Consider the following 11,250-nt stretch of genomic DNA (forward strand, 5'->3'; position numbering starts at 1 on the left):
TCCCCCGCCCAGCCTCCCAAGACATTATCCTGACTGGGAGGCGGGGCGGGGGAGCGGGCCGGCACCGCCGACATCAACGAGGTATCACGAAGCGGATGGTCATCGTCCGCCACGCCTCGACCGGCACGCCGCCGCGCGTCGCCGGGCGGAAGCGCCAGCGCGCCAACGCTCGCTCCTGGGTGGCGCGGAAGAAGGCGTCGCTGGTCGCGGCGACCTGCTCGACCTGGTGGACGCGGCCATCGGCACCGATCAGCACGCGCACCGTCACCACCCCCTCATGCTCGGCGCGCAGCTCGCCAGCGGGGTAGGTCGGCTGCAGGTCGCCGCGATGCGCCGGGTCGATCTCGGCCGGCACCAGGGTCAGGGGCGGGTTCGGCGCGACATACGGCACGATGACGGGACCGACCTCGACCGAGGACGACGGTGCCGGCTGCGGCTGGTCGATCTGGACCGGCGCGGTCGAGATGTGCGTGTCGACCTGCGGTCGCGGCGCGGTCAGCGGATGGGACTGGGACTTGAGCGGGTGCTGCGCCGGTTCCTTTGGCAGCGGCGGCGGCGGCTGGATCGGCACCGCATAGGTCCTGAGAGAACGGACATGGTCGACGATCTTGAAGCTGGGCTGCGCCAACAGCAAAGCGGCGACGAGCGAGCCGTTGATCGCGACGGCGATGCCGAGGCTGCGCGGCTCGATTGTGGACGAGCGCCCGAACGGACGGGCGTGACGGTCTGCGTACATGACTGACCTCCTCTGGCATCTCTCCTGCGGCGCGGGTTACCCGCGTCTATCGATAGTACATCATGGCAAGCGCCTGCACGCAAGCGCTCCGTAGCGTCAGCGTGGCGCGAGCCGTTCGATGGCGCGGTCGCGGCCGATCAGCGGCAGCAGCGCCTTCATGTCCGGCCCATGGTCGCGCCCGGTCAGCGCGCGGCGCAGCGGCAGGAACAGCGGCTTGCCGGCACGGCCGGTCGCCGCCTTCAGCGCCGACGTCAGCGCGTGCCAGGGGTCGCCCTGCCAGTCGATCGTCACCGCCATCGTGGCCGCCTGCGCCAGGAAACCAGCGTCCTCGCCCGCGGGCGGCGCGTCGATCGGCCCCTCCACCACCTGCCACCAGTCCGCCGCTTCGTCGACGCGGGTCAGGTTGGGGCGGATCGCCTGCCATGCCGCCTCGTCCATCCCCGCCGGCAAGCGCGGGGAGACGCTTGCGAAGGGCAGCTGGTGGACGATGCGGGCGCTGGTCTGCGCGAGTTCCGCCTCGTCGAAGCGCGCCGGCGCGCGGCCGAAGCGCGCGAAGTCGAAGCTGGCGATCAGCGGCTCGGCCTCGGCGATCGGCTCGACCGGGTCGCTGGTGCCGATCCGCGCCAGCAGCGCGCGCACTGCCTGCGGCTCGATGCCGACCTCGCGGAAATGATCGACACCGAGGGAGCCCAGCCGCTTCGACAGCTTGCCTTCCGCGCCGGTCAGCAGCGCGGTGTGGGCGAAGGCGGGCGGCGCCGCGCCCATCGCCGCGAACATCTGCAGCTGCAGCGCGGTGTTGGCGACATGGTCCTCGCCGCGCACGACATGGCTGATCGCTATCTCCACATCGTCGATCGCGCTGGGCAGCATGTAGAGCCACGATCCATCAGCGCGGCGCACCACCGGGTCGCTCATCGTCGCAGGGTCGAAGCGCTGGGCCCCGCGCACCAGGTCGTTCCACTCGATCGCGGCCCCATGGTCGAGCCTGAAGCGCCAGTGCGGTCGCACGTCCTCGCCCTCCAGCCGCGCTCGCTCGGCATCGGTCAGCGCCAGCGCGGCGCGGTCGTACACCGGCGGCAGGCCGCGCCCGAGCAGCACCTTGCGCTTGAGGTCCAGCTCGGCCTGCGTCTCATAGGCCGGATAGACCCGGCCGGCGTCGACCAGCGCCGCAAACCGCGCCTGGTAGCGGTCGCCGCGGTCGGACTGCCGCACCTCCTCGTCCGGCGTCATCCCCAGCCACGCCAGATCGGCGCGGATCGCCTCGACGAACCGCTCCTCGCTGCGCGCCGCATCGGTGTCGTCGAGGCGCAGCACGAAGCGTCCGCCGGTCTTCCTCGCCCACAGCCAGTTGTGCAGCGCAGTGCGGATGTTGCCGACGTGGAGCCGGCCGGTGGGAGAAGGGGCGAAGCGGGTGACGGTCATGCGGCCCCGCCTTGGCACCGCCGGCGCGCCCGGCAAACCCCTTTGCGTGGGCTTGCGGCCGCGACTAAGGCCGTCGGCGCGAAGGGGCTCGACAATGAAACTGATGACCGGCAACGCCAACCTGCCGCTGGCGCAGGCGATCGCCGCCTATTGCGAGACGCCGCTCAGCGAGGCGCTGGTCCGCCGCTTCGCCGACGAGGAGATCTTCGTCGAGATCCTGGAGAACGTGCGCGGCGAGGACGTGTTCGTCGTCCAGTCGACCGGCTACCCGGCCAACGACAACCTGATGGAGCTGCTGATCATGGTCGACGCGCTGAAGCGTGCGTCGGCGCGGCGTATCACCGCGGTGATCCCGTACATGGGCTATGCGCGGCAGGACCGGAAGCCGGGGCCGCGCACGCCGATCTCGGCCAAGCTGGTCGCCAACCTGATCACCGTCGCCGGGGCCAATCGGGTGCTGTCGGTCGACCTCCACGCCGGCCAGATCCAGGGGTTCTTCGATATCCCGACCGACAACCTCTATGCCGCGCCGGTGATGGCGGCGGACATCCATGCGCGCTTCGCCGGCCGCAACCTGATGGTGGTGTCGCCCGATGTCGGCGGCGTGGTGCGCGCACGGGCGCTGGCCAAGCGGCTCGACAACGCGCCGCTGGCGATCGTCGACAAGCGCCGCGAGCGCGCCGGCGAATCGGAGGTGATGAACATCATCGGCGACGTCGAGGGGCGGTTCTGCATCCTGATCGACGACATCGTCGATTCGGCGGGGACGCTGTGCAACGCCGCCGCGGCGCTGCGCGAGGCGGGGGCGGAGGACGTCGTCGCCTATGTCAGCCATGGCGTGCTGTCCGGTAATGCGGTGGCGCGGGTCGAAGGGTCGGCGTTGCGCGAGCTGGTGATCACCGACTCGATCGGCCGCGATCAGCTGGGCGCGGCGAAGAAGATCCGCCACCTGCCGATCGCGCCACTGCTGGGGGAGGCGATCAAGCGGATCGCGGACGAGTCGAGCGTATCGAGCTTGTTCGACTAGGTTGTCGATGCCGTGCCGCGGCTAGCGATTGCCGAGTGCGACGATATGCTCGAACACGGCCGGGTGCAGCTTCTTGGCGAATGCGCAGCCATAGGACGCCTTGTCGCGCCATGCGACCACCGCCTCCAGCGGTGCCAGACCCGGCAGCGTCAGCCACACCACCGTGCCGGGCCATAATGTGAAGCTGGTCTCGGCGCGGAAGCCCGACTCGGACAGGTCGACGACGCCGATCTCGAACTTGGTCTGGCCACGGTCGCGCAGGTGCGCGCGCACCTTGACCGCCTTGCGCAGCGCGCGACGGCTATCGTCGCTATCGGTGAGCGGCGTGAAGGGCGGAGTGAAACGCGGCTGTTCCATGTCGCCCGCTATGGCGCCAAAGCGTTACTTTTCCGCAAACGCCGGCGCACGCACCCCGCGCCGCCCGCGCCGCGCCAGTTCGGCCTTCAGCGCGGCGGGGCGGGGCGCGATCAGGAAGCCGAAGCTGACGGTGCCGCGCCGCGTCGCGACCACATGGTGCAGCCGGTGCGCCTGGACGATGCGGCGCAAATAGGCCGATCGCGGCACCAGCCGCGCTGGCAATCGCTGATGGACGATGACGTCGTGGAATCCGAAATAGATCGCGCCATAGCCGGCGATCCCCGCGCCGATCCACGCCCAGCCCGGCCACCAGCCGAGCTGCACCCCGCCGAGCAGCAACAGGATTGACGGCGCGGCGAAGATCACCGCGTATAGGTCGTTCAGCTCCCAATGGCCGCTGCGCGGTCGATGGTGGCTTGCGTGGAGGAACCAGCCGGGCCCGTGCATCACCCAGCGGTGCGCGGCATAGGCGAACCCCTCCATGCCGATCACGGTTGCGAGGAACAGCGCGATGCCGAGGGGCCAGCTCATGCCCGGCATATAGGGTGGATTCACTTCGGGCGATATGCTTTAGGCCCGGTACGTTCCGTTTCCCGGCAAAAAGGCGCGCAGCCCCATGAACATCCACGAGTATCAGGCCAAGGAGCTTCTCGCCAGCTTCGGCGTGCCCGTTCCCGCCGGCTTCGCGGCGATGAGCGTCGAGGAGGCGGTCGCCGCCACTGACAAGCTTCCCGGTCCGCTCTATGTCGTCAAGGCGCAGATCCATGCCGGCGGCCGCGGCAAGGGCAAGTTCAAGGAGCTCGGCCCCGAGGCCAAGGGCGGCGTGCGGCTGGCCAAGACCGCCGACGAGGTACGTAGCGCCGCGGCCGACATGCTCGGCAACACGCTGGTGACGGTGCAGACCGGCGAGCATGGCAAGCAGGTCAACCGCCTGTACGTCACCGACGGTGTCGACATCGCCAAGGAATTCTACCTTGCGCTGCTGGTCAACCGCGCGACCGGCCGCGTCTCGATGGTCGCCTCTACCGAGGGCGGCATGGACATCGAGACGGTGGCGCACGACACGCCCGAGAAGATCCACAGCGTCGACATCGACACCGCGACCGGCTTCATGTCCCACCATGGCCGCGCCGTCGCCGCCGCGCTGGACCTCAAGGGCGACCTCGCCAAGCAGGCGGCGAACGTCGCGTCCAAGCTGTACGCCGCGTTCGTCGGCACCGACGCCGAGCAGATTGAGATCAACCCGCTCGCCGTCACCGACGACGGCAAGCTGATGGTCCTTGACGCCAAGGTCGGCTTCGACGGCAACGCCATGTTCCGCCACAAGGACCTGGCCGCCCTGCGCGACGAGACCGAGGAGGACCCGGCCGAGCTGGAGGCATCCAAGTACGACCTTGCCTATATCAAGCTTGATGGCGACATCGGCTGCATGGTCAACGGTGCCGGCCTGGCGATGGCGACGATGGACATCATCAAGCTGAACGGCATGTTCCCGGCCAACTTCCTCGACGTCGGTGGCGGCGCGTCCAAGGAAAAGGTAACGGCGGCGTTCAAGATCATCCTCGCCGACCCGAACGTGAAGGGCATCCTGGTCAACATCTTCGGCGGCATCATGAAGTGCGATATCATCGCCGACGGCATCGTTGCCGCCGCAAAGGAAGTGAACCTTTCCGTGCCGCTGGTGGTTCGGCTGGAAGGCACCAATGTCCAAGCGGGCAAGGATATCCTCGCCAATTCGGGCCTGGCGATCGTTCCCGCCAACGACCTGGGCGACGCCGCGAAGAAGATCGTCGCCGAGGTCAAGAAGGTGGCTTGAACTTAACCCGTCACCCCGGATTTGATCCGGGGTCCCGCTGCCTGGCCAAAGAGCCAGCGGGATGCCGGATCAAGTCCGGCATGACGATGGAGAGAGGTTGCAGATGAAGGTACTGGTGCCGGTCAAGCGGGTCCTTGACTATAACGTGAAGCCGCGAGTGAAGGCGGACGGGTCCGGCGTCGACCTCGCCAACGTCAAGATGAGCATGAACCCATTCGACGAGATCGCGGTCGAGGAGGCGATCCGCCTCAAGGCGACGGGCGTGACCGAGATCGTCGTCGTCTCGATCGGCGAGGCCAAGGCGCAGGAGACGCTGCGCACCGCTCTCGCCATGGGGGCCGACCGTGCCATCCTGGTGACGTCCGAGCAGAAGGTGGAACCTCTCGGCGTCGCCAAGATCCTCGCCAAGATCGTCGAGGAGGAGCAGCCGGCGCTAGTCATCCTCGGCAAGCAGGCGATCGACGACGACAACAACCAAACCGGGCAGATGCTCGCCGGGCTGCTCGGCTGGGGCCAGGGCACCTTCGCCTCGAAGGTCGAGCTGACGGCCGACACCGTGACCGTGACGCGCGAGATCGATGGCGGGCTGGAGACCGACAGCTTCCCGTTGCCGGCGATCGTCACCACCGACCTGCGGCTCAACGAACCGCGCTATGCCTCGCTGCCCAACATCATGAAGGCCAAGTCCAAGCCGATGGCGCAAAAGACACCGGCCGATTACGGCGTCGACGTGACGCCGCGGATCGCGACGCTGAAGGTCGTCGAGCCGGGCAAGCGCCAGGCTGGGATCAAGGTCGCCGATGTCGACGAACTCGTGATGAAGCTGTCTGCCATGGGGATCGCCAAGTGAAGACGCTGGTCTGGGTCGAGCATGACGGCTCGGCGGTCAAGGATGCCACGCTGAGCGCGGTCACCGCTGCCTCGAAGCTGGGCGAGGTCCACCTGCTGGTCGCGGGCCAGGGCGTCGATGCGGTCGCGCAGGCCGCCGCGCAGATCGCCGGAGTCGGCAAGGTCCACGTTGCCGACGATGCTGCCTTCGCGCACGCACTCGCCGAGAACGTCGCGCCGCTGGTGGTCGAGCTGATGGGGCATCACGACGCGTTCGTTGCGCCGTCGACGACGACCGGCAAGAACGTCGCGCCACGTGTCGCCGCCCTGCTGGACGTCATGCAGATCAGCGACATCCTGTCGGTCGAGGGCGACGACACCTTCACCCGGCCGATCTACGCCGGCAACGCGATCGCGACGGTGCGGTCCTCCGACGCCAAGAAGGTCATCACCGTCCGCGGCACCGCGTTCGAGAAGGCGGCGGCCACCGGCGGCAGCGGCACGATCGAGGCGGTGGCGTCGACCGGCGATGCCGGCAAGTCGAGCTTCGTCGGCTCCGAGATCGCGGCCAATGCCCGTCCCGAGCTGACCAGCGCCAAGATCATCGTCTCCGGCGGCCGCGCGCTCGGCTCGGGCGAGCAGTTCCACGCGCTGATCGACCCGCTCGCCGACAAGCTGGGGGCGGGCGTCGGTGCCTCCCGTGCGGCGGTCGACGCCGGCTATGCGCCCAGCGACTATCAGGTCGGCCAGACCGGCAAAATCGTCGCGCCGGAGGTCTATGTCGCGGTCGGCATTTCCGGCGCGATCCAGCATCTGGCGGGGATGAAGGATTCGAAGGTCATCGTCGCGATCAACAAGGACGAGGACGCGCCGATCTTCCAGGTCGCCGACATCGGCCTGGTCGGCGACCTGTTCAAGCTGGTGCCGGAACTCACCGAGAAGCTGTAGCCGACGCTTACGGGCGCAGCGTCACAACAGGGTCGGCTGGCCGGGTGACGCTCCCGCCAGCCGCCATCGCGCCAGCGTGTCGTGCCGGGTCTGCCCGACATGGCTGTGGATCAGCACCAGCTCGTCGGCGATCCAGCCGACCGGCGTGACCGGCTGGCTGAACGCATCGCCCTTGCGGTAGCCGAGCGTCAGGTGCGGGCTGAAGCGATAGCCACGCCGCTCGGCGATACCGGCGCTCCGGGCCAGGCCGGCGATCTGTCGATAGAGCGTCATCAGGCCGCTCGCGCCATCGCCGGGGCGCAGCGCGCTCGACCGGTGGCTGGCGACCAGCCGGTCGAGCATGATTGGAACCGCCGGGGCGTCGACGGCATCGCCGACCCGGCGGAGCAGGGCGACGATGGCGTGGTCGAGCTGCTCCAGGTCGTCGAGGATGAACATGGTGATGTGCAGCCGATCGGCGGCGATCAGCCTGTGCCCCAGCACGGCGGCGCTGGCGATGATCCGGTCCGCGATCGCCGGCGGCGGCCGGAGCGCGAAGAACAGGCGATGCGCCAGGACAGGCCGATCGGTCATGCCCCCCGCGCGATCGCCTCGGCGATCAACCGGCGCGAGTTGTCGATGCCGTAGAGCGCGAAGAAGCTGCCCATCCGCGGCCCCTGGCTGGAGCCGAGCAGCGTCTCGTACAGGGTGCGGAACCAGTCGCGCAGCTGCTCCTTGCCGAACTGCGCCTTGCCGGTCTCGTAGACCAGGGTCTGGACATCCTCCGCCGCGGCACCGGCCGGCAACTCGGCCAGCCCCTCGTCGAGGACGCGTAGCGCCGCCGCTTCGCGCGCGTCGGGCGCGCGGCGATGGAGCGTCGGCGCAACGAAATCGCGCGCATAGGCCAGCGCGTGGCCGACCAGCCGGTCGAGTTCGGGATAGCGCTTGGGGCTGGCATCGGCGACATAGTTGCCGAGATAGCCCCACACCTGCTCCGCGGTCGCCTCGCCCATCACCCCGACCAGGTTGAGCAGCAGCCCGAAGGTGACCGGCAGCGCCCCCGCCGGCACCGGGCCGGCATGGACGTGGTGGACCGGGTTGCCGAGCCGCTCCTTGAGCGGCTGGTCCGGCCAGGCGGCGCGGAACTGCCAGTAGTCGTCGACCGCGCGCGGGATCACGCCCATGTGCAGCGATTTGGCCTTTCTGGGCTCGCGATAGGCGAAGAACGCCAGGCTCTCCTCGGGGCCATAGGTCAGCCACTGCTCGATCGACAGGCCATTGCCCTTGGACTTGCTGATCTTCTCGCCGGCCTCGTCGAGGAACATCTCATAGGTGAAGCCCTCGGGCGGACGGCCGCCGAGCGCGCGGGCGATGCGGCCCGATTGCGTCACCGAGTCGATCAGGTCCTTGCCCGCCATCTCGTAATCGACGCCCAGCGCCACCCAGCGCATCGCCCAGTCGACCTTCCACTGCAGCTTGGCCATGCCACCCAGCGCTGACTGGGCGATGCGCTCGCCGCCCTCGTCGATAAAGGCGATGGTGCCGGCGTCGGCGTCGACCACCTCGACCGGCACCTGCAGGACGACGCCGGTCGCCGGGCTGATCGGCAGCACCGGCGAATAGGTCGCGCGGCGCTCGGGGCGCAGCGTCGGCAGCATGATCGCCTGGATCGCGTCATAGCGGCGCAGCACCTCGCGCAGCGCGTCGTCGAAGCGCCCGCCGGCGTAATAGTCCGTCGCCGACACGAACTGATAGTCGAAGCCGTAGCGGTCGAGGAATTGGCGCAGCATCGCGTTGTTGTGCGCGGCGAAGCTGTCGTGCGTGCCGAACGGGTCGGGAATGCGCGACAGCGGTTTGCCGAGATGCTCGGCCAGCATTGCGCCATTGGGGACATTGTCGGGCACCTTGCGCAGCCCGTCCATGTCGTCGCTGAACGCGACCAGCCGGGTCGGCGCGTCGCTCAGCGCGGCAAAGGCGTTGCGGACCATGGTGGTGCGCAGCACCTCGTTGAAGGTGCCGATATGCGGCAGGCCGGAGGGGCCGTAGCCGGTCTCAAACAGGATCGGCGCGCCGGCGGGCTTCCCGTCCGGATAGCGCTTGAGGAGCTTGCGCGCCTCCTCGAACGGCCAGGCCTTGGAGTCGAGCGCGGCGGCGCGGAGGTCGGCAGGTGTCGAGATCATCGCCGGCGACTAGCCTGTGCGCAGGCAGGCGTCACCCCGCATGACAGAACGGGCGCGCTTGTTCAGTGCAGGATCTCTCCGCCTTCTCCCGACTTTCGCACCTGCTCGCTGTTGCGAAAGAAGGAGCCGACCCAGCCGCTCTCGCAGTAACGTGGGTCGGTCGATCGCGCGAGATGGCCGGTCAGGGGCGAGCATGGCCGCGTCTGACCGGACAGGTCCGCCGTCCAGGGTTTTGGCCACACCGCCAGCGGATGGCGATGGTCGCGACGCCACGCCGCGACCTCGGTCGGCCAGGAAGGGCCACTCGCCAAATGCGGTGATGGTGCCGGATAACGCGCCGCTCCGGCCATAAGCATAAGCAGGCACGGTGCCGCAAAGATCAGACGGGTTCGCCCGCCGCGCATCGCCAGTGCGATCAGCGCCCAACCGATCAAAACCAACGGCAGATATTGATAGCGTTCGCCAGCCCAAGGCGAGGTGACTCGGATCGGATCGGGCAGCACCATCCCGTGCCCGAACGTTGCCGCCGCAACCCCCAACCCGGCAAGCGCGAGCCATAACCCGGCGTCGCGCACTCGCGCCGCCGCAGCGAGCATCAACCCGAACACCGCCACGCCGATCGCTGCGGTTATCCAGAGCAGCGTTCCACCTTGCGCCTCAACTGCGTTAGCCAGCGTGTCGGCATTACCGAAGTTGAACAAGGGCAGCACAATAAGTCGAACGGTAAAGGCAGACGCGACCAGCACCGGGGACACTCCCTGCGCGCGTACCGGTGCTGCGCCGTAGAACAGCAAGAGCTGGATTGCCGCGCCGAAGACAAACGGGACGCATTGTCGCCATCGGCCGGGATCTCGGTCGATCGCGGCGCGGAGCGCGAACAACGGCACCAGCATGATCGCGGCCGGCCCGCACAAGGGCGCCAGCATCAGCACCGTGCCGTATGCGATCTGCGCGCGCCGGAAGCGCGGCACATCGAGCGCAAGGATCGCGGCGCAGGCGAGTGCCAGATGGAACTGGATGTGCAGGACGTTGAGGAACACCTCCTCGGTCGCGGGTGCCAGCACTGCAATGCCAAGCGCCGCCACTACCGCTGGGCGCGCATCAAGCCACGCGGCGCGGCCGGTGAGGATTAATGCGGCCGGAACCAGTTGCGCGAGCAGCGCCGCTGTCATTGTGAGGTAAGGCGCAAGTTCGAGCGGCAGGCCCGCGTGCCTTATCAGCATCGCCAGCAGTGCGGTCGGCACGGTTGCCCCCAGGTTGAGATAGCCCGCGAATGGCCGCAGCATCGAGTCAACGAGCGAATGGTGCCAGGCATAGGCAAGGAACACCGTCGCTTCCTCGTCGAGGAAGCGACCATGCACCCAGGCTTGGGGCAGGCGAAAGGCGACAAGGAGGGCGAAGGCCGCAAGCAGCAGCCAGCGTTGAGAACGGGTGAACACCGCTGCCGCACCAGGGGCCGCATCGTTCCACTGCGTGAGTGGATCGACCGGCAACCCGGCGGAGGGGACGCCTGACTCAGCGCGAAGCGGGGCAAAGTAGGTCATCGTGTTCAGTGGATCCGGTGTTCAGCCAGCAGTCACCGGAGCGGCGGCCGCGTCGCAATGAGCTGCTAAGGCATCATGGTTAACGTTCGCTTGCGACAGAGGCTGTACCGGCGCGGTGTTGCCTTTCCGTTCCACCCGCCTACACCGGCATCGTGCTCCCCTATCCCGCCCTTCACGCCAGTCATGGCGGCATCTGGATCGCGGATGGTGAGGGTACGCGCCAGCTTGGCCGGGGCGAGGCGATCCGGCTCGCTGCCGACACGCCGGTGATCCTGCTCAACGCCGCCCTCGTTGGGCAGCGGCTGGGGCATCCCGAGCTGTCGGGGCTCGACCTCTTGGAGCTGTTCGCCTTCGTCCACCCCGCCCGGTTCGCGGTGCCGACGCCGGCCGGCCTGGCCCGCGCCGTCGACCTG

Annotated in this window: 12 protein-coding genes; 5 read left to right on the forward strand and 7 right to left on the reverse strand. The window is 68.5% G+C overall.

Annotated elements, in window-relative coordinates; all coding sequences use genetic code 11:
- Positions 1-73 precede the first annotated feature (73 nt).
- Entirely contained in the window at positions 74-736 is a 663-nt protein-coding gene (locus HUU96_RS04740) for an energy transducer TonB (protein ID WP_174291705.1), read from the reverse strand.
- Positions 737-832: 96 nt separating this feature from the next.
- The gene (locus HUU96_RS04745) at positions 833-2,158 is read right to left on the reverse strand and encodes a glutamate--tRNA ligase (RefSeq protein ID WP_174291706.1); all 1,326 of its coding nucleotides are present in this window, start codon (positions 2,156-2,158) and stop codon (positions 833-835) included.
- A gap of 94 nt (positions 2,159-2,252) precedes the next feature.
- On the opposite strand from HUU96_RS04745, the gene HUU96_RS04750 reads away from it, so the two are divergent.
- Positions 2,253-3,185, forward strand: a complete 933-nt coding sequence (locus tag HUU96_RS04750; RefSeq protein ID WP_174291707.1) for a ribose-phosphate pyrophosphokinase — start codon at positions 2,253-2,255, stop codon at positions 3,183-3,185.
- A 21-nt stretch (positions 3,186-3,206) separates the two neighbouring features.
- On the opposite strand, the gene HUU96_RS04755 is transcribed toward HUU96_RS04750, so the two are convergent.
- A complete protein-coding gene (locus HUU96_RS04755) occupies positions 3,207-3,542 on the reverse strand; it encodes a PilZ domain-containing protein (RefSeq protein ID WP_174291708.1) in 336 nt (111 codons plus the stop codon).
- A 24-nt stretch (positions 3,543-3,566) separates the two neighbouring features.
- Positions 3,567-4,073: a sterol desaturase family protein gene (locus HUU96_RS04760; protein WP_174291709.1), complete on the reverse strand. Its 507-nt coding sequence runs from the start codon at positions 4,071-4,073 to the stop codon at positions 3,567-3,569.
- An 85-nt stretch (positions 4,074-4,158) separates the two neighbouring features.
- Here HUU96_RS04760 and sucC point away from each other — a divergent pair, with 85 nt between their 5' ends.
- From sucC to HUU96_RS04775, 3 genes are all read left to right on the forward strand, one after another.
- Positions 4,159-5,358, forward strand: a complete 1,200-nt coding sequence (gene sucC / locus HUU96_RS04765) for an ADP-forming succinate--CoA ligase subunit beta (protein WP_174291710.1) — start codon at positions 4,159-4,161, stop codon at positions 5,356-5,358.
- A gap of 103 nt (positions 5,359-5,461) precedes the next feature.
- Entirely contained in the window at positions 5,462-6,208 is a 747-nt protein-coding gene (locus HUU96_RS04770) for an electron transfer flavoprotein subunit beta/FixA family protein (RefSeq protein WP_174291711.1), read from the forward strand.
- On the forward strand, positions 6,205-7,134 hold the full coding sequence (locus tag HUU96_RS04775) for an electron transfer flavoprotein subunit alpha/FixB family protein (RefSeq protein ID WP_174291712.1): 930 nt from the start codon (positions 6,205-6,207) through the stop codon (positions 7,132-7,134). Before HUU96_RS04770 ends, HUU96_RS04775 begins: the two co-directional genes overlap by 4 nt.
- Before the next feature lie 21 nt (positions 7,135-7,155).
- Here the strand turns inward: HUU96_RS04775 and HUU96_RS04780 are convergent, their stop codons facing one another.
- The 3 genes from HUU96_RS04780 to HUU96_RS04790 all read right to left on the reverse strand — a co-directional run bounded on the left by HUU96_RS04780 (position 7,156) and on the right by HUU96_RS04790 (position 10,732).
- Positions 7,156-7,707, reverse strand: coding sequence for a 2'-5' RNA ligase family protein (locus HUU96_RS04780; protein WP_174291713.1), 552 nt, complete (start codon positions 7,705-7,707; stop codon positions 7,156-7,158).
- Positions 7,704-9,293: a lysine--tRNA ligase gene (locus HUU96_RS04785; protein WP_174291714.1), complete on the reverse strand. Its 1,590-nt coding sequence runs from the start codon at positions 9,291-9,293 to the stop codon at positions 7,704-7,706. Before HUU96_RS04785 ends, HUU96_RS04780 begins: the two co-directional genes overlap by 4 nt.
- A 62-nt stretch (positions 9,294-9,355) precedes the next feature.
- Positions 9,356-10,732, reverse strand: coding sequence for a hypothetical protein (locus tag HUU96_RS04790; RefSeq protein WP_174291715.1), 1,377 nt, complete (start codon positions 10,730-10,732; stop codon positions 9,356-9,358).
- Positions 10,733-10,989: 257 nt separating this feature from the next.
- Between HUU96_RS04790 and HUU96_RS04795 the strand changes: the two genes are divergently transcribed.
- On the forward strand, positions 10,990-11,250 hold a 261-nt coding region (locus HUU96_RS04795; protein ID WP_174291716.1), incomplete at its 3' end, for a hypothetical protein.

Source organism: Sphingomonas bacterium (genome assembly GCF_903644135.1).
In the GTDB taxonomy this organism is placed as follows: Bacteria; Pseudomonadota; Alphaproteobacteria; order Sphingomonadales; family Sphingomonadaceae; genus Sphingomonas.

Coding starts and splice junctions, on each gene's coding strand:
- HUU96_RS04740 (WP_174291705.1), bottom strand. CDS start 736: ATGTACGCAGACCGTCACGCCCGTCCGTTCGGGCGCTCGTCCACAATC.
- HUU96_RS04760 (WP_174291709.1), bottom strand. CDS start 4,073: ATGAGCTGGCCCCTCGGCATCGCGCTGTTCCTCGCAACCGTGATCGGC.
- sucC (WP_174291710.1), top strand. CDS start 4,159: ATGAACATCCACGAGTATCAGGCCAAGGAGCTTCTCGCCAGCTTCGGC.
- HUU96_RS04770 (WP_174291711.1), top strand. CDS start 5,462: ATGAAGGTACTGGTGCCGGTCAAGCGGGTCCTTGACTATAACGTGAAG.
- HUU96_RS04745 (WP_174291706.1), bottom strand. CDS start 2,158: ATGACCGTCACCCGCTTCGCCCCTTCTCCCACCGGCCGGCTCCACGTC.
- HUU96_RS04780 (WP_174291713.1), bottom strand. CDS start 7,707: ATGACCGATCGGCCTGTCCTGGCGCATCGCCTGTTCTTCGCGCTCCGG.
- HUU96_RS04755 (WP_174291708.1), bottom strand. CDS start 3,542: ATGGAACAGCCGCGTTTCACTCCGCCCTTCACGCCGCTCACCGATAGC.
- HUU96_RS04750 (WP_174291707.1), top strand. CDS start 2,253: ATGAAACTGATGACCGGCAACGCCAACCTGCCGCTGGCGCAGGCGATC.
- HUU96_RS04785 (WP_174291714.1), bottom strand. CDS start 9,293: ATGATCTCGACACCTGCCGACCTCCGCGCCGCCGCGCTCGACTCCAAG.